Source organism: Pseudomonas sp. WPR_5_2 (assembly GCF_003634475.1).
Taxonomy (GTDB): Bacteria; Pseudomonadota; Gammaproteobacteria; order Pseudomonadales; family Pseudomonadaceae; genus Aquipseudomonas; species Aquipseudomonas izuensis.
This window is the reverse complement of the sequence record NZ_RBLA01000003.1, coordinates 79,202-103,699: the sequence shown is the minus strand read 5'-3', so window position 1 is coordinate 103,699 and position 24,498 is coordinate 79,202. Positions and strand designations below refer to the sequence as shown.

General features: G+C 61.2%; 23 protein-coding genes. 3 read left to right on the top strand and 20 right to left on the bottom strand.

Features of this window, described 5'->3' with window-relative positions; translation table 11 throughout:
- Nucleotides 1-3: 3 nt before the first annotated feature.
- The 6 genes from BJ917_RS12955 to ppc form a co-directional block, all read right to left on the bottom strand.
- Entirely contained in the window at nt 4-825 is an 822-nt protein-coding gene (locus BJ917_RS12955) for an oxaloacetate decarboxylase (protein WP_096513190.1), read from the bottom strand.
- A gap of 34 nt (nt 826-859) precedes the next feature.
- Nucleotides 860-1,720, bottom strand: a complete 861-nt coding sequence (locus BJ917_RS12950; RefSeq protein WP_096513191.1) for a DUF72 domain-containing protein — start codon at nt 1,718-1,720, stop codon at nt 860-862.
- On the bottom strand, nt 1,720-2,022 hold the full coding sequence (locus tag BJ917_RS12945; protein ID WP_096513192.1) for a hypothetical protein: 303 nt from the start codon (nt 2,020-2,022) through the stop codon (nt 1,720-1,722). The genes BJ917_RS12950 and BJ917_RS12945 overlap by 1 nt, the downstream gene beginning before the upstream one ends.
- 232 nt (nt 2,023-2,254) lie before the next feature.
- Nucleotides 2,255-2,929, bottom strand: coding sequence for a tRNA (adenosine(37)-N6)-threonylcarbamoyltransferase complex dimerization subunit type 1 TsaB (gene tsaB / locus BJ917_RS12940; protein ID WP_121103566.1), 675 nt, complete (start codon nt 2,927-2,929; stop codon nt 2,255-2,257).
- 108 nt (nt 2,930-3,037) lie between these two features.
- A complete protein-coding gene (gene adk / locus BJ917_RS12935; RefSeq protein ID WP_096513194.1) occupies nt 3,038-3,685 on the bottom strand; it encodes an adenylate kinase in 648 nt (215 codons plus the stop codon).
- A gap of 289 nt (nt 3,686-3,974) precedes the next feature.
- Nucleotides 3,975-6,605: a phosphoenolpyruvate carboxylase gene (ppc, locus tag BJ917_RS12930; RefSeq protein WP_121103565.1), complete on the bottom strand. Its 2,631-nt coding sequence runs from the start codon at nt 6,603-6,605 to the stop codon at nt 3,975-3,977.
- Nucleotides 6,606-6,804: 199 nt separating this feature from the next.
- On the opposite strand from ppc, the gene BJ917_RS12925 reads away from it, so the two are divergent.
- From BJ917_RS12925 to BJ917_RS12915, 3 genes are all read left to right on the top strand, one after another.
- Complete coding sequence (locus tag BJ917_RS12925; protein ID WP_096513195.1) at nt 6,805-7,149, top strand: pilin assembly protein; 345 nt, start codon at nt 6,805-6,807, stop codon at nt 7,147-7,149.
- A 241-nt stretch (nt 7,150-7,390) separates the two neighbouring features.
- Nucleotides 7,391-7,804: a DUF4398 domain-containing protein gene (locus BJ917_RS12920; protein ID WP_096513196.1), complete on the top strand. Its 414-nt coding sequence runs from the start codon at nt 7,391-7,393 to the stop codon at nt 7,802-7,804.
- Nucleotides 7,805-7,852: 48 nt separating this feature from the next.
- A complete protein-coding gene (locus BJ917_RS12915; protein WP_121103564.1) occupies nt 7,853-8,650 on the top strand; it encodes an OmpA family protein in 798 nt (265 codons plus the stop codon).
- 120 nt (nt 8,651-8,770) lie between these two features.
- Here BJ917_RS12915 and BJ917_RS12910 read toward each other — a convergent pair whose 3' ends face one another.
- The 14 genes from BJ917_RS12910 to BJ917_RS12845 all read right to left on the bottom strand — a co-directional run bounded on the left by BJ917_RS12910 (nt 8,771) and on the right by BJ917_RS12845 (nt 24,411).
- On the bottom strand, nt 8,771-9,100 hold the full coding sequence (locus tag BJ917_RS12910; RefSeq protein ID WP_096513198.1) for a hypothetical protein: 330 nt from the start codon (nt 9,098-9,100) through the stop codon (nt 8,771-8,773).
- Nucleotides 9,097-10,011 (bottom strand): alpha/beta hydrolase, encoded by a 915-nt coding sequence (locus BJ917_RS12905; RefSeq protein ID WP_121103563.1) that lies wholly within the window; start codon nt 10,009-10,011, stop codon nt 9,097-9,099. The genes BJ917_RS12910 and BJ917_RS12905 overlap by 4 nt, the downstream gene beginning before the upstream one ends.
- A gap of 145 nt (nt 10,012-10,156) precedes the next feature.
- Nucleotides 10,157-11,434, bottom strand: coding sequence for a flavohemoglobin expression-modulating QEGLA motif protein (locus tag BJ917_RS12900; RefSeq protein ID WP_121103562.1), 1,278 nt, complete (start codon nt 11,432-11,434; stop codon nt 10,157-10,159).
- A gap of 25 nt (nt 11,435-11,459) precedes the next feature.
- On the bottom strand, nt 11,460-12,014 hold the full coding sequence (locus BJ917_RS12895) for a hypothetical protein (protein WP_121103561.1): 555 nt from the start codon (nt 12,012-12,014) through the stop codon (nt 11,460-11,462).
- Between the two features lie 160 nt (nt 12,015-12,174).
- Entirely contained in the window at nt 12,175-12,879 is a 705-nt protein-coding gene (locus tag BJ917_RS12890; protein WP_096515555.1) for a TetR/AcrR family transcriptional regulator, read from the bottom strand.
- A gap of 115 nt (nt 12,880-12,994) precedes the next feature.
- On the bottom strand, nt 12,995-14,497 hold the full coding sequence (gene lysS, locus BJ917_RS12885; protein ID WP_096513202.1) for a lysine--tRNA ligase: 1,503 nt from the start codon (nt 14,495-14,497) through the stop codon (nt 12,995-12,997).
- A gap of 109 nt (nt 14,498-14,606) precedes the next feature.
- Nucleotides 14,607-15,702 (bottom strand): peptide chain release factor 2 gene (gene prfB / locus BJ917_RS12880; protein WP_121103560.1). Its coding sequence is split into 2 segments (ribosomal slippage): nt 14,607-15,629 and nt 15,631-15,702, totalling 1,095 coding nucleotides; the frame shifts between segments, so codons are not numbered across the junction.
- Between the two features lie 230 nt (nt 15,703-15,932).
- Nucleotides 15,933-16,934, bottom strand: a complete 1,002-nt coding sequence (locus tag BJ917_RS12875) for a PleD family two-component system response regulator (protein WP_121103559.1) — start codon at nt 16,932-16,934, stop codon at nt 15,933-15,935.
- A 48-nt stretch (nt 16,935-16,982) separates the two neighbouring features.
- On the bottom strand, nt 16,983-17,993 hold the full coding sequence (locus BJ917_RS12870) for a chemotaxis response regulator protein-glutamate methylesterase (protein ID WP_121103558.1): 1,011 nt from the start codon (nt 17,991-17,993) through the stop codon (nt 16,983-16,985).
- Entirely contained in the window at nt 17,990-20,284 is a 2,295-nt protein-coding gene (locus BJ917_RS12865) for a hybrid sensor histidine kinase/response regulator (RefSeq protein WP_121103557.1), read from the bottom strand. Before BJ917_RS12865 ends, BJ917_RS12870 begins: the two co-directional genes overlap by 4 nt.
- A complete protein-coding gene (locus tag BJ917_RS12860; RefSeq protein ID WP_096513207.1) occupies nt 20,281-20,964 on the bottom strand; it encodes a chemotaxis protein CheW in 684 nt (227 codons plus the stop codon). Before BJ917_RS12860 ends, BJ917_RS12865 begins: the two co-directional genes overlap by 4 nt.
- Nucleotides 20,961-22,256: a protein-glutamate O-methyltransferase CheR gene (locus BJ917_RS12855; protein ID WP_121103556.1), complete on the bottom strand. Its 1,296-nt coding sequence runs from the start codon at nt 22,254-22,256 to the stop codon at nt 20,961-20,963. The genes BJ917_RS12860 and BJ917_RS12855 overlap by 4 nt, the downstream gene beginning before the upstream one ends.
- Entirely contained in the window at nt 22,253-22,789 is a 537-nt protein-coding gene (locus tag BJ917_RS12850; protein ID WP_121103555.1) for a chemotaxis protein CheW, read from the bottom strand. Before BJ917_RS12850 ends, BJ917_RS12855 begins: the two co-directional genes overlap by 4 nt.
- Nucleotides 22,789-24,411, bottom strand: a complete 1,623-nt coding sequence (locus tag BJ917_RS12845; protein ID WP_096513210.1) for a methyl-accepting chemotaxis protein — start codon at nt 24,409-24,411, stop codon at nt 22,789-22,791. Before BJ917_RS12845 ends, BJ917_RS12850 begins: the two co-directional genes overlap by 1 nt.
- Nucleotides 24,412-24,498 lie beyond the last annotated feature (87 nt).

Below are 24,498 nucleotides of genomic sequence, written 5' to 3'. Positions count from 1 at the left end.
TGGTCAGCCTTTGAAGAATTGATTGGCCTTGGCGTACGGCATGGACCGCGACGTAAACCCGAAGGTGCCCGACGTCTTGATCTCTTCGGCGGCGCGATAGAACTCGCCCAGCGCCGCCAGGGCCAGTGCCGAGCCGACACTGATGCGCTTGACGCCCATTTCGCTCAGTTCCTGGACCGTCAGCTTCAAGCCGCCGGACATCAACACGTTGACCGGCTTCGGCGCCACGGCGCGGACCACCGCCAGTACCTCTTCAGCGTTGCGCAGCCCCGGCGCATAAAGCACATCGGCACCGGCCTCGGCGAAGGCCTGCAAGCGGCGAATCGTGTCATCGAGATCCGGATTGCCGTGAAGAAAGTTCTCGGCCCGGGCAGCCAGCGTGAAGGGAAAAGGCAAGCTGCGAGCGGCGGCGACGGCGGCCTCGACGCGTGCCACGGCATGTTCGAAGCAATAGATTGGAGCGCCCTCGCGGCCAGTGGCGTCTTCGATCGAACCCCCCACGGCACCTGCTTCAGCAGCTCGCAGAATGCTTTGAGCGCACTCGACAGGATCGTCGGCAAAACCGTTTTCCAGATCGACCGCAACCGGCAAGTCGGTGGCAGCGACTATCGCCCGAACGTTGGCCAGGGTGTCGTCCAGGGTCAGTCCGCCATCGGGGCGCCCTTGGGAAAAAGCGAAACCGGCGCTGGTGGTTGCCAGCGCCTCGAAGCCCAGGCTGGCGAGCATTTTTGCCGAGCCGGCATCCCACGGGTTGGGAATCACAAAAGCCCCGTCGCGTTCGTGCAAGGCTTTGAACGCTTGGGCTCGAAGGGTTTGCGCATCCATTGGCAGGCTCCTGAAAAGGGGAATGAATCCGCCTTCAGAGCAGGCCAAGTTGCTCGGCGGCGGGCTCTCTGTATAGCTCAGGCAGCGCCGGCAAGCCAGGCAAACGCGCCATCAACTTCCCGTGGAAACGCTGCGCCAGTTTCGCCGCCAGCACGTTGTCGGCGGTGTGCAGGAAGATATATGGCGTGCGGCCCTCTTCGATCCACAAGGCGATTTTCTCCACCCACGGCAGCAGAAACGGATCGTTGGCTTCAAGCTGCGGATGGCCGATGAAGCGGACCTGAGGGAACTGGGTGAACGCTGCCGGACGCGGTGGAACCCTGGGCTTTTTCGACTGGGCGTGGAGCACTGAAGGATCGGTCGAGGTGCAGCTGAACAGCGCGCGCGGATCAAGGCAAATGCGCTCGACACCACGATCCAGCAACAGGCGATTGAGCAGCCGTTCACTGTCGCCCCTGGCAAAGAAGTCGTCATGCCGCACTTCCACCGCCAAGGGCCGCTGCAGGGCATCAATGAATCCCGCCAGCTCGGGCAAGCGCTGTGGCGTGAAACTTTTCGACAACTGCAACCACAGCGGCGACACCCGCTCGCCGAGGGGGCCGAGCAATTGGGTAAAGGTCTCGGCAGCGGTCAGTTGTTCGCGCAGGTCACCGCCATGGCTGATGTCGCCGGGAAACTTGGCGGTAAAGCGAAAGTGTTCGGGAAGGGTTTGTGCCCAGCGCTGCACGGTGCTGGCGGCCGGACTCGCGTAGAAGGTCGTATTGCCTTCCACGGCGTTGAATACTTGGGAATAGAGAGTGAGGAACTCGGCGGGTTTGGCGTCTGGCGGATACAGGTAGTCGCGCCAGGCGTTTTCACTCCAGGATGGGCAGCCGAGGTAGTAAGGCAACAACATCAGATGTACAGGTCAAGACCCATGACTTGCGCTTCCCAGTCGACGAAACCGGCGGTGCTGAGGTAGCTGGCCAGGGCCATCGCCACGCTCTTGCTCATGGCGCGGTGATAAAGCATGTCCTGCTGACGGGCGGGGAGATTGCTCAGGCGTTGCGCAGCGGCTTTGGCACGGGCGGCCAGTTGCTCTTCGGACGGAAACTCCAGCTCGCCTTCGATATCGACGGACTCGTCTTCCACCACCCGGCCTTTGCGCGGATTGCGTTTGATGGGGTAGGACTGAGAGGAAATGCCGTCTATACGCATAAGTGCATGCTCGGTATCAGTGATGGCAGTTTAGTGGCGCATAATCCACTTCGCAAACCGCCGAGTGATAACTAGAACACATAAAAGACAAAAGGTTTAAAAGCCGGGGTTAGAAATCGACGATTGGCTGTGTATGTGAGATCGCCTTCGCGAGCAGGCTCGCTCCCACAAGGAATAGATTAACTCCTGTGGGAGCGAGCCTGCTCGCGAATGGGACAACTCGGTCTCGGGATTAACGCGCTTTGGGCGTCGCCACTTTATCGCGCAGATAAACCGGCTGCGCCTCATCCGCCACAATCGCCTCGCCGCGTTCCCAGGCAAACCGCGCCAATGTCAGCAGGTCTTCAGCGTGGGGCAGCATGCCCGCATCCTGCCCGCTCAGGCTGACGGCGATGCGTTCGGCGTAACCCCAACCGGTCCCCGCACCGAACCATTCGCCGCTGGCATCGACCGGCAATGCAGCCACTTCCGGTGGCAGCACCGCTTCCTGGCCGACCAGTCGCATCTCCCCCGCCGTCTCGCGGTAGCAGCCCCAGTACACCTCGTCCATGCGCGCATCGATGGCGGCCGCGACCTGGCTGGCGCCGTGTTCGCGAAAAGCACGCTGGGCCAGCACCGCGAGGTTCGACACCGGCAATACCGGACGGTCCAGGGCAAACGCCAGGCCTTGCACGACACCGATAGCGATGCGCACGCCAGTGAACGCGCCAGGCCCGCGACCGAAAGCGATGGCGTCCACATCTTGCAGGGTGGTGCCGGCGTCAGCCAGCAATTGCTGGATCATCGGCAGCAACTTCTGCGCATGCAGGCGCGGGATCACCTCGTAATGGCTCGTCACTTTGCCGTCATGCAGCAAGGCAACGGAGCAAGCTTCAGTCGCGGTGTCCAGGGCCAGCAAGGTGCTCATCGATGTTTCCACAAGAGGGTTGGTAAAAAGAGGGATCTGAAAAAGTGCGTCAGTATAAACAACTACGGCCCGCAAGCGGGCCGTTGATGATGCAGCGGATCAGTCTTTTCAGCTCAGGGCCGCAAGCACCTTGGCGGTGATTGCTTCAACCGAGCCGACGCCTTCGATATGGCTGTACTTCGGCTTGCCATTGGCAGCCGACAGCTTCTGGTAGAAATCCACCAGCGGCTTGGTCTGCGAATGGTAGACCGACAGGCGATGACGCACGGTTTCTTCGGTGTCGTCCTTGCGCTGTACCAGGTCTTCACCGGTGATGTCGTCCTTGCCGGCCACTTTCGGCGGGTTGTAGACGATGTGGTACACGCGGCCACTGGCCTCGTGAACGCGGCGACCGGCGATACGCTGGACGATTTCCTCGTCTTCGACGGCGATCTCGACGACCGCATCCAGCTCGACGCCGGCAGTCACCAGGGCTTCAGCCTGAGGAATGGTGCGCGGGAAACCGTCGAACAGGAAGCCGTTGGCGCAGTCGGACTGGGCGATGCGGTCCTTGACCAGGGCGATGATCAGGTCATCGGATACCAGGCCGCCGGCATCCATGATGCTCTTGGCCTTGATGCCCAGCTCGGTGCCGGCCTTGACCGCTGCACGCAGCATGTCGCCAGTGGAGATTTGCGGAATGCCGAATTTTTCGGTGATGAACTGTGCCTGAGTACCTTTACCGGCCCCGGGAGCTCCCAGCAGAATGACGCGCATCGATGTGCTCCTCAATTTTTTATATAGATAACGTCAGATTCGCCTCGTGGGGCCAATCTCAAAAATAGGGTCGTGGCCGCCCAAACGGCCAAAGGCTGATCAAGATACACAGCAGGCTGCGCCCACACAAGACGCCAAAAGTCGGAGAAACCGCAGGGTCTTGTGACCTTTGCGCGCGGTTCCCCAAGTCGCAACCCCATCATTAACTGTCGCCTGGCCATACTTTTATAGCGACCAGTCATTGGCGTCCGATGCACGCATCGGACGCCGTTCCCCCACGGCAAAAACCTTAGCCGGTATTACGCAAACCGGCGGCAATCCCCGCTACAGACACCAGCAGCGCCTGTTCCACCGGGCTGTCCTGCGCCACATCCGGTTGCCGCGAACGGGCCAGCAACTCGGCCTGTAATAGATGCAGCGGGTCGAGGTAAGTGTTGCGCAAGCGGATGAATTCCAGGGTGTCGGGGCTATGTGCCAGCAGCTGCGACTGACCGGTCATCCCCAGTACGATCGAGCATGCCTGCGACAATAGGTCGCGTAAGTGCGCGCCCAACGGCAACAGTTCCGGCTCGACCAGACGCTCGTCGTAGGACTGGGCGATTTCAGCATCAGCCTTGGCCAGCACCATCTCCAGCATATCGATGCGAGTGCGGAAGAACGGCCACTGCTCGCGCATCTGCCCCAGCAACTCGCCCTCGCCCCGTTCCAGCGCCTTGCTCAGTGCCGCCTCCCAGCCCAGCCAGGCCGGCAACATCAGGCGGGTCTGGGTCCAGCCGAAGATCCACGGGATCGCCCGCAGGCTTTCGATGCCGCCGGCACGGCGCTTGGCCGGGCGACTGCCCAGCGGCAAACGTCCGAGTTCCTGTTCCGGGGTCGACTGACGGAAGTACTCGACAAATTGCGGATTCTCCCGCACCACGGCGCGGTAAGCCTTGACCCCGTCGGCGGCCAATTCATCCATCAGGTGACGCCATTCAGGCGTCGGTGGTGGCGGTGGCAGCAGGGTCGCTTCAAGTACCGCGGCCAGATACAGATTGAGGTTTTGCTCGGCGATGTCCGGCAGGCCGAATTTGAATCGAATCATCTCTCCCTGCTCGGTGGTACGGAAACGCCCCGCCACCGAGCCCGGTGGCTGCGACAGAATCGCCGCGTGGGCCGGGCCGCCGCCACGGCCCACGGTGCCGCCACGACCGTGGAACAACAGCAGTTCCACCTGCTGCTCGCGACAGATGTCCACCAGACGTTCCTGCGCCCGATACTGTGCCCAGGCCGCCGCCGTGGTGCCGGCATCCTTGGCCGAGTCGGAATAGCCGATCATTACTTCCTGCGGCCCTTGCAGGCGCGAGCGATAGCCCGGCAACAGCAACAGCTTTTCGATCACAGGCCCGGCGTTGTCGAGGTCGGCCAGGGTTTCGAACAATGGCACCACGCGCATCGGCCGCAACACGCCGGACTCTTTGAGCAGCAGTTGCACGGCCAGCACATCGGAAGCGGCACCGGCCATGGAGATCACATAGGAACCGAGGGATGCCGCGGGCGCAGCGGCGATTTCCCGGCAAGTCGCCAACACTTCGGCGGTATCGGCGGACGGCTTGTAGTGGGCCGGCAGCAAGGGTCGGCGGTTGTTCAGTTCGCGCGTCAGGAACGTGATGCGCTCGTCTTCGCTCCAGTCTTCGTAGCGACCGAGGCCAAGGTAATCGGTGATTTCGGTCATGGCCGCGCTGTGCCGCGACGAGTCCTGACGCACATCCAGACGCACCAGGAACAAACCAAACGTGACCGCCCGACGCAGGCAATCGAGCAACGGGCCGTCAGCAATCACGCCCATGCCGCACTCATGCAGCGAGTGGTAGCACAGCTCCAGCGGATCGAGCAGGTCACGGTTGTCTTGCAGCACGTCGGCGGGCGCAGGGGTGGGTGTCGTCAACGCGGCGTGAGCCCAATTGCGCGTGGCGCGCAGACGCTCGCGCAATTGTTTGAGAACCGCACGATACGGCTCCGCGCTGTCTCCGGCCTTGGCTTTGAGCGCTTCACTGGCCTGTTGCATCGACAGATCGGCCGCAAGGTGATCGACATCGCGCAGGTACAGATCGGCCGCCATCCAGCGCGCCAGCAGCAACACTTCGCGGGTGACGGACGCTGTGACGTTGGGGTTGCCATCGCGGTCGCCGCCCATCCACGAAGCAAAGCGAATCGGCGCGGCTTCCAGCGGCAAGCGCAGGCCGGTGGCAGCGTACAACGCCTGATCGGCTTTGCGCATGTAATTCGGAATCGCCTGCCACAACGAATGCTCGATCACTGCGAAGCCCCATTTGGCTTCATCAACCGGTGTCGGACGTGTGCGGCGGATTTCTTCGGTGTGCCAGGCCTCGGCGATCAGGCGTTGCAGTTTCGATTTGATCTGCTCGCGCTCGGCGCCAGTCAGGTCGCGATGATCCAGTGCCGCCAGTTGCGCGGCGATGGCGTCGTATTTCTGGATCAAGGTGCGGCGCGCGACTTCGGTCGGGTGAGCCGTGAGAACAAGCTCGATTTCAAGCCGCCCCAATTGCCGGGCCAGTGATTCGGCCCCATGCCCTTCAGCGCGCAAGCGAGCGAGCAGCTCCGGCAGGACTCGCGACTCGAACGGTGCGGGCTGCGACTCTTCCCGTCGGTGAATCAGCTGATATTGCTCGGCGATGTTGGCCAGGTTGAGAAACTGGTTGAACGCCCGCGCCACCGGCAGCAACTCGTCTTCGGTCAACTGGTTGAGGCTGGCGCTCAGCTCGGCGTCCATGGAACCGCGGCGGTCAGCCTTGGCGCCCTTGCGGATCTGCTCGATCTTGTCGAGGAAGCCGTCCCCGTACTGTTCACGAATGGTGTTGCCCAACAGCTCACCCAGCAGGTGAACGTCCTCGCGCAAGCGTGCATCAATATCGGTCATCAGCAGTTCTCCAGCAAAGAATCCGGCGGCCAGGAAACCCAAGAGTGCCGCCCCAGGCCGGTTCTTACAAGTCAGACGACGAAGGGTCTTCACACCTCCAAGGCAGAAGCTAGTCTGAACATTGAGCCGTACAACGGCTTAAGCCGGCCTGTGCCGGACATCTTCCAACTGCCACGAGCAGGCGTGTCATGAGGTCATTATGAAAATCCGCGAGCTTGCCCATCACTGGGAAGAAAACGCCAAGGGTCGCCTGACTGACACTGGCTACTCGATTCATCTGGACGTTGAGGCTGCCGCACGCCTGGCGGCGATCATCGAGATGTACCCCAAACGGCAACCCGAAGAACTGCTCGGCGAACTGATCGGCGCCGCCCTGGAGGAATTGGAAAAAAGCTTCCCCTATGTGAAAGGCTCGACGGTGGTGGCCACCGATGAAGAAGGCGATCCGCTGTATGAAGACATCGGTCCGACCCCGCGTTTTCTGGCGTTGTCCCGTCGTCATTTGCACGATTTGTCAGCAGCTGACGGTAAGCAGAAACACTGATTCACCCATATGAACCTGTGGGAGCGAGCCTGCTCGCTCCCACAGAGGTCAAATCCCCGCTCTAGAGCCCTGTCCATTCGGCCAACAGTTTTCCAACGCCACGCCAATTTCTCTGAACTTTTAAAAAACGCCCCCGGTCAACCCAGTAACCATGCCTGGGACGGCCGTTTCAAAACACCCGAAATCGAAGGTTGCGGCTCCATGCCCAGGATGGATTTTCAGTTGTTCAGGAGTAAGCCCAATGGAGTTGAAAATCATGAAGACCCGCACAGGCAAATCCTCGTTCCCCCCTCTGCACCACCTGAAAATGGCTGCCTTGGCCATCGGCGGCAGTCTCGTGCTGGCCGGTTGTGCCGGCCACCCACCCACCGAACAGTTCGCCGTGACCGAATCAGCGGTCAACAACGCCGTGAGCGCTGGCGGTACTGAATTCGCCGCGGTGGAAATGAAGACGGCCCAGGACAAGCTCAAACAAGCCGAAATCGCCATGCACGACAAAAAGTACGACCAGGCCAGAACCCTCGCCGAACAGGCTGAATGGGACGCTCGCGTGGCCGAACGCAAGGCCCAGGCAATGAAAGCCGAACAGGCTGTGAAGGACTCTCGACAAGGGGTTCAGGAACTGCGTCAGGAAAGCCAGCGCACCGTTCAGTAAACGGCGTGGCTCGACGTATTTCTTTACTCGACTAAAAGGACGAAGACCATGAATTCCAAACACTTGATGATCCCTGCCCTGTTGGCCGCCAGTGTTGCATTGGCTGCCTGCTCCACACCGCCCAATGCCAACCTTGAACAGGCCCGCACCAACTACAGCGGCCTGCAAGCCAACCCGCAGGCGAGCAAAGTCGCGGCACTGGAAACCAAGGAAGCCAGCGATTACCTGGACAAGGCCGACAAGGCGTATCTGGATAAAGAAGACCCGGCCAAGGTCGATCAACTTGCGTATTTGACCAACCAGCGCGTGGAAGTGGCGAAACAGACCATCGCCCTGCGCACCGCCGAGGCCCAGCTGAAAAACGCCTCCGCGCAACGGGCCCAGGCGCGACTGGATGCGCGTGACCAGCAGATCAAACAGCTGCAGGCCAGTCTCAATGCCAAGCAGACCGATCGCGGCACGCTGGTGACTTTCGGTGACGTGCTGTTCGCCACCGACAAGGCGGAGCTGAAATCCAACGGCCTGATGAACATCAACAAACTGGCGCAGTACCTCCAGCAAAATCCCGACCGCAAAGTGATCGTCGAGGGCTATACCGACAGCACCGGTACGGCGTCGCACAACCAGTCACTGTCGGAACGTCGCGCTGGTTCCGTGCGCATGGCGCTGGTGAAGATGGGCGTCGATCCGGCGCGCATCGTCGCCCAGGGTTATGGCAAGGAGTACCCGGTGGCGGACAACACCAGTGTGTCGGGACGGGCGCAGAACCGTCGGGTGGAAGTGACGATTTCCAATGACAATCAACCGGTGATTCCGCGTTCGGCGGTGAGTGCCAACACGCAATAAGCCGTCGTTACTCAAAAACCTGTAGGAGCGAGCCTGCTCGCGATAGCTGAGTGTCAGGCAACAGAAATGTTGAATGTCAGACAGCCATCGCGAGCAGGCTCGCTCCTACATTGGATTGGTTTATTGCTCTAGTTTTTGTGGGGTTTCCTGCCCCATGCACCGCACCGCTTTTTTCTTGTCATTGACCAGAACGCCCGTTAGCCCTTTCTGCTCGGTATCAAACAACACCAACACCCCATCAATGCACTGCGCCACTTGCGCCGCCGGCTCCAGGGAGACTTTGTAGTCTTCCCCCGGCACGGTCTTGAGCATGGTGAATTCATTGAGCAGCAACGCATCCTCGGGCTTGGCGAAGTGCAGGTAGCCGTACCACCACAGGGCACCGACGGTGCCGAGGATGCTGCAGATACCGGTGATGATCAGCGGGATGGCGTTACGTTCTTCACTCATTGCGGACTCTCTGGTGGTTCATCTTCTGAATTCGGGGGTGCCGGGTAATTGGGGATTTCCCCCAGGCGGCGCAGGCCGTTGAAATGCTGCGGGTCTTCGAGAAAACGCAGCATGACTTTGCGCCAGACCGGGTCGGCGAACGTCTGCACGTGACCGCCACGGGTCAGTTGCAGCACCCGCGGCGGCGGCGCAGCTTGATACAGACGGATGCCGTTGGAAAGGGGCACGATCGGATCGTCGATGCTGTGGTAGATCAGTTTCGGCACACCGTTGAGCTGTGCGATGGAGTTGATCGCACTGTCGCCGTCCGGCACCAGCCACGACAGCGGCACCTGGAACGCCCAGAACACCCAGGAATTGCTCAGCGCATAACGGCCGACACTGCGGTAACTGGCAGGCACGCCGTCGAGCACAAATGCCTTGAGCTGTTTCTGCCGCTCCGGGTGTTGAACCAGATAGTGCACGGCCATCGAACCGCCGAGGCTTTGGCCGAGCAGGATCAGCGGCTTGCCCTTGACCTCGGGTGCCTCGTCGAGCCATTTGAACGCCGCGTCGATGTCCTGGTAGATCGCCGGCAGGCTCGGCTCGCCCTCGGACAGACCGTAGCCGCGATAGTCCACCAGCAGCACTTGATAGCCTTGCTTGGGCAGCCACCAGCTCCCGCCCAGATGCATGGGCAAGTTGCCGCCGTTGCCGTGCAGGTGCAGCACGGTCCCCTTGACCTCGACGCCTTTTTTCGCCGGCAGCCACCATCCGTGCAGCCTGACGCCGTCAGCGGTGGTCAGGGTGACGTCGCGGTACTCAAGCTTGGCTTTTTCCGGGGTGAACAGCTGGCCGGGTTCGGGGTAGAACAGCAGCGAGCTGCAACCGTTCAAGGCCAGGAGAAGGCAGATGATGCCGAGGATTCTCATCCGTTGAAACCTCGCAAGAAATGGGGCTGAAACACTGTACCTGTAGGAGCAAAGCTTGCTCGCGATGGCGATATATCCGGCAATACATGCGTTGAATGTAGCGCCGTCATCGCGAGCAAGCTTTGCTCCTACAGGGAGACGTTGTTCACAAAATGTTGGAGTAATCCGCCTCGATCCGGTCCAGGCTCAGGTGGTTGAGGAAGTTGGAGAAGCACATCCATGCCGACAACGCGTTCATGTCGCGGAACTGTTCCGGCAAATACTTGGGCGGCACCACCATTCCTTCGTCCACCAACTGGCGCAAGGTGCGCATGTCCTCAAGTGTGGTCTTGCCACAGAACAACAGCGGTATCTGCTCCAGCTTGCCTTTGCGCACGGCCAGTTGAATGTAGTTGTAAATCATGATGAAGCCCTTGAGGTAGGACAAGTCTTTGGTAAAGGGTAGACCGGTCGGCGTCGAGCCGCGGAACACGCGGCTGGCGTTGCTGTAGCTCTCGGGCATTTCGAAACCTTGTTCGCGGAAGAACTCGAACACCTGCAGGAAATCCGCACCCTCCTCCACCATGTGAATGGCGCGGGTGCGGTTGGTCAGTTTGCGCAGGCGACTGGGGTAGGAGGCGAAGGTGATGATTTCCATCAGGATCGCCAAGCCTTCCTGAGTGACCGTCGACGAGGGTGGGCCCTTGGCCAGGAAGGTGCAGATCGGCTGGTTCAGGCCATTGAGGGTGGTGCCAACATGCACCAGGCCTTCGTGGACTTCCAGGGCCCGCACATCGCGCTGGTTGAACATCGCGTCGGTGCGGATCTTGATGTAGTCCGCGCCGGCCGCCGCATCGGCGACGATCCCATCGGACTCGAACACCCGAATGGTTTCCTCGGCTTCGCCAAACACCTTGTTCAAGCGATGCTGCAACATCTCGACGGCTTCCTTGGCGGTCAGCGTCTTCGGCTCATCCTTCAGATCGCCGCGGCCGTCGATGTTGTTCAGGTATTCGGACAGCATCATGCCCAGGTCGGACAGGGTCGGGTCTCCGGCATGGAATGCGTCGGAGGCGGCACCGTACAGCTCCTGGGAAATCAGGCCGAAATCCTCGGTGCCGCGCGCTTCAAGCATGCGCACCACCATCCGGTATTCCTTGCACATGCGGCGCATGATCTGGCCGACCGGGTTGAACTGACCGAGCTGGCGGGTGATATCACGTTCGATATTCTGGAATTCCAGCTTCACTTTGCTGGAGTCGAAGGTCAACGGCCGGTTGAGGTAGTAGTCGCGGTCCACCGCCGGCATTTCCTTGCCTTTGGCCTTGAGGAAACCCTTGCGGATGGTGTCATCCCACTTGACCGCATCGAGGACGCGGATCGGCGTCTGCGCCAGCACAATGCGATCAGACAGAATGCGTATCGACTGCTGGTAATCGTCCACCGGAAACTCCTGAAAAACATGCTGATTATTTGGCTTTGGCCTGGCGCTGGTAGCGTACCGCTTCGACGAACACATCGGAATTGGCCGGGTCGTCCAGATAAGCGGACACCTGATCAATCCGGCTGTCGATCAACACGCCCTCGCCATCGTCGGTCTGGAAGCCTTGGCCGCTGAGCGCTTGCTGCCCAAGTGCCTGTTTGATCTGCTCGAGGTCGAGGTTGTACACCACCAGCTCATGCTTGTCGGTGAGCTCGAACCCGGCAATGGTGAAATGCCCACCGAACTGTGCCGGCACCTTCGCCGAGAGATACCAGCGGCTGCCGTGGCGCGACACCGTGAATGGATAAGCCTCGCGCTCCCTGGGTTTGGCCCTGAAGTAGCTGACCGCCTGATAGCGATTGTCGCCGACGCGCGTCAGTTCCAGGTTGAGTGGCTCACCCCAGGCGTTGGTACTGGTCCATTTGCCGAGCAACCCTTTGGGCGCCCGCTCGCTCGTGGGCAACGGTTCCTTGAAGGTCACCAGGCAGCCACTGAGCAGCAGGATCGACAAGGCGATCGCTACGACACGCCAGGCTTTCATTCAACACTCCCTTTGAACACGCACTGCCCTCAATTAAACACCGGCCCCTGTGGGAGCGAGCCTGCTCGCGATAGCGGAGTGTCAGGCAACAGGTATGCTGAATGTCAGGCCGCCATCGCGAGCAGGCTCGCTCCCACAGAGGTTAGCGTTCACATCGGGATTAGACCGAAGCCAGCACCAAATGCATATAACGCGTCAGTATGCCGAGCATTTCCTCTTCGGCGGCCGGCTCGGTGTCGTTGAGCAGGCCCTGATATTCCATCCGTCCGATTATAGCCGTCAACACTTTGGCATCCTGTTGTGGCTCGCGGGACCCCAATACCTGAAAAAGCTGGCAGGAGCCCTGCAGGAGAATTTGCTGGTGCGAACGCACCAGCCTGGCCAGGCGCGGGTTCAGCAGCGCCTCCTGGCGGAATGCCTGCTCGGCCATCAAGTGCTCGCGACGGGTGACCAGTTGCCGGTGAACATAGTCGGTCATCAGCCGTGCAATCTGGTCGGCCAGGTGCGAGCGCGCCTGCGGGCTGCCGTCGCCGCTGGCGATCATGTCCCGCAACAGACCCTCATTGTTCACCCACAGTTTGGCCATGTAGGCCGCGCTGCGTTCGACATACTGGGCGAAGGTATCGGTGAGCAGGTCATCGATGTCCTTGAAGTAGTAGGTGGTCGCCGACAGCGGCACATTGGCCTCGGCTGCCACTGCCCGATGGCGCACGGCACGCACGCCATCGCGCACGACAATGCGCATCGCGGCATCGAGAATCTCCTGTCGCCGCTGCTCGCTGCCCTGTCGGCTGGCCTTGCGACCCTGGTACTGAACACTCTCAGCGACCGCAGTGGCGATACCCGCTGCACCTTCTTGAGCCAATGCATGCTTCACGACGGGAATTCCTCTCTCTACTTCAAAAGTAACCAATTGATACGTTTGTACCAGACAGGCAATAAAAAGCCGCCCATGTCAGGCGGCTTTTTAGTTGAAACACTTACGCTTGCGGCCGCATGTGCGGGAACAGGATCACGTCGCGGATCGACGGTGAGTTGGTCAGCAACATCACCAGGCGGTCGATGCCGATACCCTCACCCGCCGTTGGCGGCATGCCGTACTCCAGCGCGCGAACGAAGTCGGCGTCGTAGTGCATGGCTTCGTCGTCGCCGGCGTCCTTGTCGGCCACCTGCGCCATGAAACGCTCGGCCTGGTCTTCCGCGTCGTTCAACTCGGAATAGGCGTTGGCGATTTCACGACCACCAATGAACAGTTCGAAACGGTCGGTGACGTTCGGGTTCTCGTCGTTACGACGGGCCAGCGGCGACACTTCGAACGGGTACTGGGTAATGAAGTGCGGCTGTTCCAGCTTGTGCTCGACCAGCTCTTCGAAAATCATCACCTGCAGCTTGCCCAGGCCTTCGAAGCCCAGCACCTTGGCACCGGCCTTCTTGGCGATGTCACGGGCCTTGTCGATGTCGTTCAGGTCGTCAGCGGTCAGCTCGGGGTTGTACTTGAGGATCGAGTCGAACACCGACAGACGCACGAACGGCTCGCCGAAGTGGAACACCTTGTCGCCGTACGGCACGTCGGTGCTGCCCAGAACCAGCTGCGCCAGTTCGCGGAACAGTTCTTCGGTCAGGTCCATGTTGTCTTCGTAGTCGGCGTAAGCCTGGTAGAACTCCAACATGGTGAATTCAGGGTTGTGACGGGTCGAAACGCCTTCGTTACGGAAGTTGCGGTTGATCTCGAACACCTTTTCAAATCCGCCAACAACAAGCCGCTTCAGGTACAGCTCCGGGGCGATACGCAGGAACATGCCCATGTCCAGCGCATTGTGGTGGGTTTCGAATGGCTTGGCTGCCGCGCCGCCCGGAATGGTTTGCAGCATCGGCGTTTCCACTTCCAGGAAGTCACGCTTCATCAGGAAGCTGCGGATGTGGGCGATGACTTGCGAACGCACGCGGAACGTCTGGCGCACGTCTTCGTTGACGATCAGGTCAACGTAGCGTTGGCGGTAGCGTTGCTCGGTGTCGGTCAGGCCGTGGTGCTTGTCCGGCAACGGGCGCAGGGACTTGGTCAGCAGGCGCACGCTGGTCATTTCCACATACAGGTCGCCCTTGCCGGAACGGGCCAGGGTGCCTTCAGCAGCGATGATGTCGCCCATGTCCCAGGTTTTCACCGCGGCCAGGGTTTCTTCGGACAGGGTCTTGCGGTTGACGTAGACCTGGATGCGCCCGGTCATGTCCTGGATCACCATGAACGAACCACGGTTGAGCATGATGCGACCGGCAACCTTGACCGGGATCGCAGCCTCTGCCAGCTCTTCCTTGGTCTTGTCCGCGTACTGTTTCTGCAATTGCTCGCAGTAGTTTTCGCGGCGGAAGTCGTTGGGGAAGGCATTGCCCTTGGCGCGCTCGGCAGCAAGCTTTTCCTTGCGCAGGGCGATCAGGGAGTTTTCTTCCTGTTGCAGGGCTTGCGGGTCGAGTTCTAGGTCGCTCATGTCTTTAAATATTCCATCACGGGTTCGTTGCCCCCGGCCTGCGGCCGGGGATCGCTGGCAAGCCAGCTCCTACAGGGATCAGGTGTACGCCGATCCCGTATTGCGTGCCTTAAATGCCAGATTTCAGGCTGGCCATCAGGTATTCGTCGATATCGCCGTCGAGCACCTTGTCGCAATCGCTGCGTTCGATGTTGGTGCGCAGATCCTTGATCCGCGACGCATCGAGCACGTACGAACGGATCTGGTGACCCCAGCCGATATCCGACTTGGTGTCTTCCAGCGCCTGGGAAGCGGCATTGCGCTTCTGCATTTCCTGCTCGTACAACTTGGCCCGCAGCATTTTCATGGCGGTGTCCTTGTTGGCGTGCTGGGAACGTTCGTTCTGGCAGCTGACCACGGTGTTGGTCGGTACGTGGGTGATACGTACGGCCGAGTCGGTGGTGTTTACGTGCTGACCACCGGCACCGGAGGAACGATAGGTGTCGATCCGCAGGTCCGCCGGGTTGATCTCGATTTCCACCTTGTCATCGATCTCTGGCGAGACGAACACGGCGGAGAACGACGTGTGGCGACGGTTGCCGGAGTCGAACGGGCTCTTGCGCACCAGGCGGTGTACGCCGATCTCGGTACGCAACCAGCCAAAGGCGTATTCGCCCTTGATGTGCACGGTAGCACCCTTGATCCCGGCGACTTCACCGGCCGACAGTTCCATGATGGTCGCGTCGAAGCCGCGTTTGTCAGCCCAGCGCAGGTACATGCGCAGCAGGATGTTGGCCCAGTCCTGGGCTTCGGTACCGCCGGAGCCGGCCTGGATGTCCAGGTAGGCGTTGTTCGGGTCCATTTCGTGGCTGAACATGCGGCGGAATTCCAGCTTGGCCAGACTTTCCTCAAGACGGGCCAGCTCGGCGACGACATCGCCCACTGCGCCTTCGTCGTTTTCTTCGACGGCCATGTCCAGCAGGTCACGGCAATCGGCCAGACCGGTGTTCAGCTCGTCCAGGGTATCGACGATTTGCGCCAGCGCAGCGCGCTCGCGACCCAACTCCTGGGCGTATTCAGGTTTGTTCCAGACACTCGGATCTTCAAGCTCGCGGTTGACTTCGGTCAGACGCTCATGCTTTTGATCGTAGTCAAAGATACCCCCGAATAGTTTCGGAGCGCTCGGACAGGTCCTTGATGGTGTTCAGGATCGGGTTGATTTCCATGGCGGGCAGCACTCGTTGGCGAACTTTTGAAAGCCGGCGAGTATAACGGCAAACGGCCGCAAACGGCAGTCCGCTTGGCCGAAAAGCCATGCCTCGCAGGCGATCTTTGCAACGATGGAGATCACGGTGGGAGCCGGGCTTGCCCGCGATGGGGGCCTGACAGTCGATATATTCGTCGCCTGACACGCCGTCATCGCGGGCAAGCCCGCTCCCACAGTGTTCTGCGTCGCTTATCCGATTCCCACCTGATTGCGCCCGTTGTTCTTCGCCAGGTACAGCCCCTTGTCCGCCGCCGAGATCAATTCCCGGCAATGACTGCCAGCCTTCGGGGTGATGGTCGCCAGGCCGATGCTGATGGTCAGGTTCGATCCCTCGGTCGGAGAACTGTGCGGGATCTTCAAGGCTTCCACGGTCATGCGCAGTTTTTCCGCCACCAGACGCGCGCCGCCCTGGGAGGTGTTGGGCAGCACCAGGGCAAACTCTTCACCGCCGTAACGGGCCGGCAGGTCGGAAGGCCGGGCACTGGCGTCGCGGATCGCCGTGGCGACCTTGCGCAGGGCCTCGTCGCCTTCCAGATGGCCGAAGGTGTCGTTGTAGGTCTTGAAGTAATCCACGTCGATCATCAGCAGCGACAATTGGCTTTGCTCACGCAGTGAACGGCGCCATTCAAGCTCCATGTACTCGTCGAAATGCCGGCGGTTCGACAACCCGGTCAGGCCGTCCGAGTTCATCAGCCGTTGCAGCACCAGATTGGTATCGAGCAACTGCTGCTGGCTGACCCGCAACGCGCGGTACGCCGCGTCACGCTGCAACAGCGTCATGTAGGAGCGCGAGTGATAGCGGATACGCGCGACCAGTTCGATGTTGTCCGGCAGTTTGACCAGGTAATCGTTGGCCCCGGCCGCGAACGCCGCGCTCTTGATCAGCGGGTCTTCCTTGGTCGACAGGACGATGATCGGAATGTCCTTGGTCGCCGGATGATTGCGGTATTCACGCACCAGGCTCAGGCCGTCCAGACCGGGCATGACCAGGTCCTGCAGGATCACCGTCGGCTTGATGCGGACCGCATGGGCAATGGCCTGGTGCGGATCGGCGCAAAAATGGAAGTCGATGTTCTCTTCGTTCGACAGCCCACGCCGCACCGCCTCGCCGATCATCGCCTGATCATCCACCAACAACACCATGGCGGCATATTCGTCAGTCTTGAAGTCGTCGAGCTGTAAATCATTCATGTGCGTTCACCTGAAAACTGCCTCGGCCAGGATTGCTGCTAATAGTAGTCATTTGGGAAAGATCTCCAGCAATCGTGGCGCTATCTTTTCCAGCGGGCGTATTTCCACGGCGGCGTCGATGGCCGCAGCCGCTTTCGGCATACCGTACACCGCGCTGCTGTTTTGGTCTTGTGCGATGGTCAGGTAGCCCTGCTGGCGCATGAGTTTAAGCCCCTGCGCGCCATCACGCCCCATGCCGGTGAGCAAAACCCCTACCGCATCGCCGTTCCAGTAACTGGCCACGCTCTCGAAAAACACATCGATCGAGGGCCGATAAATCTCATTGACCGGTTCGGCGGTGTAAGCCAGGGTCCCGTTTTTCAATAATCGAATATGGTGATTGGTGCCGGCCAGCAACACCGTGCCGCGTTGTGGCGACTCGCCCTCCCTGGCCAGGCGCACGTTCAGGCCACTGGCGCTGCCGAGCCATTCGGCCATGCCGGCGGCAAACACCTGATCAACATGCTGCACCAGCACAATGGCCGCGGAAAAATCCCGTGGCAGCCCCTTGAGCAACACCTCCAGCGCCGCCGGCCCGCCCGCGGAGGAGCCGATGGCGATCAGGCGCTGACGCGAGGCGGAACTGCGCAGCGGGCTCGGTGCGCCAGGCGCCGGCTTGCTCTTCTCGCCAATCAGCCAGCCGATGTTCATGATCTTGCGCAGCAAGGGCGCCGCGGCTTCCTGGGCGTTGCCGGCACCGAGGGCCGGGGTGTCGACCACATCCAGCGCGCCATGGCCCATGGCTTCGAATACGCGGTGTACGTTTTGTTGCCGATCCACGGTGACGATGACGATGGCGCAGGGCGTTTCGGCCATGATCCGCCGGGTCGCTTCCACCCCGTCCATCACCGGCATGATCAGGTCCATGAGGATCAGGTCCGGCGTCTGTTCAGCGCACTTTTGCACGGCCTCCTTGCCATTGCCGGCCACCCAGATCACCTGATGCGCAGGTTCGAAAGCCAGTGCGCGGCGCAAGGCCTCCACGGCCATTGGCATGTCGTTGACGATGGCGATTTTCATGCCCTTGCTCCTCCTATGAGCTCAACGACTGCATCGAGCAGGGCGTCGTCATGAAAACTGGCTTTGGCTAGATAATAGTCGGCTCCGGCGTCCAGTCCACGACGGCGGTCCTCCTCACGGTCCTTGTAGGACACCACCATCACCGGCAGCGATTGCAGGCGGTTGTCCCGACGCAACAGCGACACCAGTTCGATACCGTCCATGCGCGGCATATCAATGTCGGTGATCAACAAATCGAAATCCTCCGAACGCAAGGCGTTCCAGCCATCCATGCCGTCGACCGCCACCGCCACGTCGTAGCCGCGATTAATCAGCAGCTTGCGTTGCAGCTCGCGTACGGTCAGGGAGTCGTCCACCACCAGAATCCGCTTGCGCGCTGCTTCGGCGGCCTGATGGCTGTGCCGGGCAATGCGTTCCAGACGCCCGGTATTGAGCAGTTTGTCCACCGAACGCAGCATGTCCTCGACGTCGACGATCAGCACCACCGAACCGTCGTCGAGCAAGGCCCCGGCGGAAATGTCCTGGATCTTGCCCAGGCGCTCATCCAGCGGCAGCACCACCAGGGTCCGCTCGCCGATAAAGCGCTCGACCGCCACCCCATAAATCGCATCGCGCTCGCGGATGACCACGACTTTCAAGGTCTGCTGGCTGCCCTGGCTCGCGGGGCGCTGCAGTAACTGGCTGGCGGCGACCAGCCCCACGTGCCGGCCTTCATGCCAGAAGTGCTGCCGGCCCTCGACCTGTACGATGTCCGTCGGTTCCAGATCGCGCATGCGTTCGATGTGGGCCAGCGGGAAGGCATAGGCCTCGTCGCCGACTTCCACCACCAGGCTGCGCACCACCGACAGGGTCAGCGGCACTTCGAGGTGGAAACGACTGCCCTCGCCCACTGTCTGTTCCAGCACCACCGCACCGCGCAACTGACGGACCATATGCTGCACCGCGTCCAGGCCGACGCCACGCCCGGAGACTTCGGTGACGGTATCGCGCAGGCTGAAACCCGGCAGGAACAGGAACGTCAGCAGTTCTTCTTCGCTCAACTGCGCGGCCGTTTCTGGTGGCGACAACTGACGCTCGATGATGCTGCGACGGACTTTTTCCAGATCGACACCGTTGCCGTCATCACTGAGCTCCAGCACCAGCAATCCGGCCTGATGGGAGGCGCGCAAGCGAATCACCCCTTCTTGCGGTTTGCCGGCCAACAACCGTTGCTCCGGGGTTTCGATGCCGTGATCGACCGCGTTGCGCAGCAAGTGTGTCAGCGGTGCTTCGAGCTTCTCCAGGACGTCGCGGTCGACCTGGGTTTTCTCGCCCTCGATCTCCAGCCGCACCTGCTTGCCGAGGCTGCGCCCAAGATCGCGGACCATCCGCACCTGACCGGTCAATACATCGGCGAACGGCCGCATGCGACAGGCCAGGGCGGTGTCGTACAACACCTGCGCACGCTGGCTGGCTTGCCAGGCGAACTCGTCCAGCTCGGCATTTTTCTCCACCAGCAATCGCTGGGACTCGGCCAACAAACGGCGCGCATCATCGAGGGCTTCCCGGGCTTCAAGGCTCAGGGCATGGTCCTTGAGATGAACGTTGAGGTTTTCCAGAGCCCGCAGCCCGTTGCTCTGCGTGCGTTTGAGCCGCTGCATGGTGGCCAGGTGCGGCTTGAGGCGCAGGGTCTCCACCAGGGATTTGCTCGACAGATCGAGCAGGCTGTTCAGGCGCTCGGCGGTGACCCGCAACACGCGCTCGCCATTTTCATTGGTGCGCCGGGTCTGTTTCGGCGCGGCCACCGACTCGGCAGGCAGCTCGGCGACCGGGGTCGGTTCTTCGACCCCGGGGGCGGGCGCTTCGAGTTGAAGCGCCGCCATCACCGACACGGCAGGTGCCACGGCGGGCATGGCAACGGCTCCAGGGTCAAGCAAGCGTGTCATCAAGGCAACATACGCCTCGATTTCCGCAAACCCCGGCGTGCTGTTCGGCGTTGCAATGCGCATCAGCAGGTCGGTGCCTTGCAGCAGCGCATCGATGTGCTCGGGGCGCAGGTACAGCCGCCCTTCCTGGGCGCTGACCAGGCAATCCTCCATGACATGGGCAACGCTGACCCCCGCGTCGACACCGACAATCCGCGCCGCGCCCTTGAGCGAGTGCGCCGCCCGCATGCACGATTCGAGTTGATCGGCCTGGGTCGGGTCGCGTTCCAGCGCCAGCAGCCCTGCGCTCAGTATCTGGGTCTGGGCTTCGGCTTCCAGGCTGAATAGCTCCAGCAAAGAAGTGTCGCGCATCTGCTCGGGGGTCATGAAAGGCTCCGGGTCACGGCGGACAACAGCTGTTCTTCATCCAGCCAGCGCAGGCTGCGACCTTTGAATGGCAACACGCCGCGGGTGTATTTGGCACTGGCCTGGGTGCCGGAACGCGACGCCGCATCAAGGATGCGTTCATCGATGGCGTGAATGCCGTCCACCTCGTCCACCGGCACCACCACCGGCCCGCCATGGGCAGCAATGATCAACATGCGCGGCATGACCCGAGTGCCTGCGGCCGCGTTGTTGACGCTGTCGAGCCCCAGCAACTCCACCAGCGACAGGCACGCCACCAGCGCGCCGCGAACGTTCGCCACTCCGAGCAAGGCCCTGGAGCGCTGGTGCGGCAGTGAGTGAATGGCTTGCTGCGGCGCCACTTCCACCAGACTGCGGGTAGTCAGGCCCAACCATTCTTCGCCGAGGCGGAACATCAGCAGCGAGCGGGTTTTCACCTCGCTCTGCACGGTGGCGGACACGTGTTCGCGATCTTCCTGCTGCAACGCATAACGATCCAGCAGGCGCGTCGCGGCGGCCGAATACACCGCGCAATTGCGGCAATGAATGTGTTCGATCAGCAGCGGGCACGACTTGTCGCCATGGATGCCGATGCGGTTCCAGCAATCGTCGATGGCCTGGGCATCTTCATGGGTGACGCTAAAGGTGTCGGAGGCGATCATCGTTTACGCTCACTGTCGGCGGCGCGCTCGCTGCGGGCGGCACGGTCCTGCAATCGTCTGGCACCCACGGTGTCGCCCTGGGACTGCAGCAACGCAGCCAGGTGCATCAACGCGTCGGGATGTTGCGGTTCGAGGTACAACGCCTTGCGATAAAAACCCTGGGCTTCCAGGACACTGCCGGCGACATCGCTGAGCAACCCCAGCCAATAGAACACCTGGGCCACGGGTTCATGGCTGCGCAGGTAGCTTTCGCAAGCGGCACGGGCCTCGGCGCTTTTGCCTTCGTTGGCCAGCGCGGCGATGTTCGCCAGCAGCGTGGCGGCTTCGCAAGGGTCCGGTTTCACTGGCAGTGCTGGCCGCGCAACGCTGGTGAACGGGCGCCTGGCGACCGGTGGCGGCACGATGTTGCGGACCGGTTGCGGTACCGGCAAAGGCCCAGGTCTTGGCGTAGACATGTGCGTGGCAACGAATGCCGGCCCAGGCTCAGGGTCCACAGCGCTCTGGCGGCTGAAGGCAAAGGACTGCGCGATACCGATCGAACGCATGCCCAGACGCCCCAGCAGACTGCCTTCGGCCGGGCCGATAAACAGCACGCCATCGACGTGGGTCAGGCGCTTGAGGACTTCGAACACCTGCTTTTGCGTCGATTGGTCGAAGTAGATCAGCAGATTGCGGCAGAACACGAAGTCATAGGGTGGCTCATTGGCGAGCAAGTCTGGATCGAGCAGATTGCCGACTTGCAGGCGTACTTGCTCCAGCACCCGGCCGTCGAGGCGATAGCCGTCATTCTCAGCCGTGAAATAGCGGTCACGGAAGGCCACGTCCTGCCCGCGAAAGGAATTCTTGCCGTACAGCGCATGCCGGGCCTTTTCCACCGACAGTGGGCTGACGTCCATGCCTTCGACCTTGAACTGGTGCGGATTGAATCCGGCATCCAGCAGCGACATGGCAATCGAGTACGGCTCTTCGCCGGTGGAACACGGCAAGCTGAGAATCCGCAGGGCGCGCAGGTTGTTGATATCGGCCAGGCGCTTGGCCGCCAGTTTCGCCAGGGCAGCGAAGGATTCCGGATAACGGAAAAACCAGGTCTCCGGGACGACCACTGCTTCGATCAACGCCTGTTGCTCGTCCCTTGAACCCTGCAACGTGCGCCAGTATTCGTCAGCCGTCTCTGCCAGGGATACCGCGCTGCGCTGACGCACTGCACGCTCAATGATTGCCGGGCCCACCGAGTTCACGTCGAGGCCGATACGCTCCTTGAGAAAATCGAAAAACCGCTGATCGCTGCTCATGGCCGCTCCCCGAGCAGCGCCAGGTCCAGCGGCGGTGTTGGAAACAACAGCGCGCGAACCCGCTCATCCAGCAAGTCGGCGACCCGTACCCATTGCAGCAAGCCTTGCGCATCTTCGCGGACAGGTCCCAGGTATGGCGCCTGGCGATTGTCCAGGCCATAGGGCTGAAATTCAGCGGGATTGCAGCGCAAGGTATCGGTGGCCTGTTCCAGAATCAGCCCGAGCAATTGAGCCTGTGCGTTGTCATCCGGCCGGTAATGCACCAGCACCAGTCGAGTGCTGGTACGGGCCTGGGCCGGCGTGCCGAAGGTCAGCGCACTGAGGTCGATCACCGGCACCACCGCGCCGCGCCAGGCGAACACGCCTGCCACCCAGTGCGGCGCGTGGGCAATGGGCTTCAAGGGCAGGCGCGGCAGCACTTCCGCCACTTCAATCGCCTGCAAGGCGTAACGCTCGCTGCCGATGCGGAACACCAGAAACAACGCGTGCAACGCCTGCTTCACCGCAGTGCGTTTGGCGGTCAGTTCGCTCATCAGACTTTGAATCGCGAGACGCCGCTACGCAGCCCTACGGCGACCTGGCTCAGTTCGTCGATGGCGAAACTGGCCTGGCGCAAGGACTCGACGGTCTGGCTGCTGGCGTCGCCCAATTGCACCAGGGCATGGTTGATCTGCTCCGCACCGGTGGCCTGGGCCTGCATGCCCTCGTTGACCATCAATACCCGAGGCGCCAGCGCCTGGACCTGATGGATGATCTGCGACAACTGCTCGCCCACCTGCTGCACCTCGGACATGCCACGGCGTACTTCTTCGGAAAACTTGTCCATGCCCATCACCCCGGCCGACACCGCCGACTGGATCTCGCGCACCATTTGTTCGATGTCGTAGGTGGCGACGGCGGTCTGGTCCGCCAGGCGCCGGACTTCGGTGGCGACCACGGCAAATCCGCGACCGTACTCACCGGCCTTCTCGGCCTCGATGGCGGCATTGAGCGAGAGCAGGTTGGTCTGATCGGCGACCTTGACGATGGTCACCACCACCTGATTGATGTTGCCGGCCTTCTCGTTGAGGATCGCCAGCTTGGCGTTGACCAGATCGGCCGCGCCCATGACCGAATGCATGGTTTCTTCCATGCGGGCCAGGCCCTGTTGCCCGGAACCGGCGGCGACCGAGGCCTGATCGGCGGCGGTGGACACTTCAGTCATGGTGCGCACCAGATCCCGCGAGGTGGCCGCGATTTCCCGGGACGTCGCACCGATTTCGGTGGTGGTGGCAGCGGTTTCGGTGGCGGTGGCCTGTTGCTGCTTGGAGGTGGCCGCAATCTCGGTGACCGACGTGGTGACCTGTACGGACGAGCGCTGGGCCTGGGACACCAGCGAGGTCAGCTCGGTCATCATGTCGTTGAAGCCGGTTTCCACGGCGCCGAATTCATCTTTGCGCTCCAGATTCAGGCGACTGCTGAGGTCACCGGTGCGCATGATTTCGAGAATATTCACGATGCGGTTCATGGGCGCCATGATGGCGCGCATCAGCAACAGGCCGCAGAGCCCGGCGGCCAGTACCGCGACCACCAGGGAAATGCCCATGATGACTTTGGCGGTGAGCACCGCATCATCGATGGCGGCAATATCGTTGTCGGCAACGACTTTGTTCTCGCGCAGGATGTCATTGAGCTTCATGCGCCCCGCCGTCCAGGCCGGGGTCAACTCTTCCTTGAACATCTTGATGGCATCGGCGTTCTGTTTGCGCTTATACAACTCGATCACGGCACCGAGGATCCGGTGGTAATCGGCATGGGCTTTCTCAAACGCGGCGTACTCGACCTTGTCTTCGTCAGTCGTGACCGTCCCTTTATACAGCTCCATCTGCTCTTGCAGGCGCGCCGCATAACCCTTGAAGTCCGCGACATCTTCAGCACTGAAGTCCTGCCCTTCTTCGAGGCCCAGCATGTCCAGCATCCGCAGGTAACTGTCGGACCAGGCGCCGCGAATCATCGAGCTGTAATACAGCCCCGGCAGCGCATCCTCACGAACGCTGGCTTCGCTGGTTTCGATCTTCAGCAGCCGCGAATACGAGACGACCACCATCAGCAACATGATGGCGATGATGACTGCAAAACTCGCCAAAATGCGTTGGCGCAACGTCCAGTTCTTCACAGGCTGTCCTCGGGGGCTGTTTCGAAATGCGGGGAGTATAGCCGAGGGCGGTGTTTCATTTATAAGACGGGTGCGCACCACTTCTCA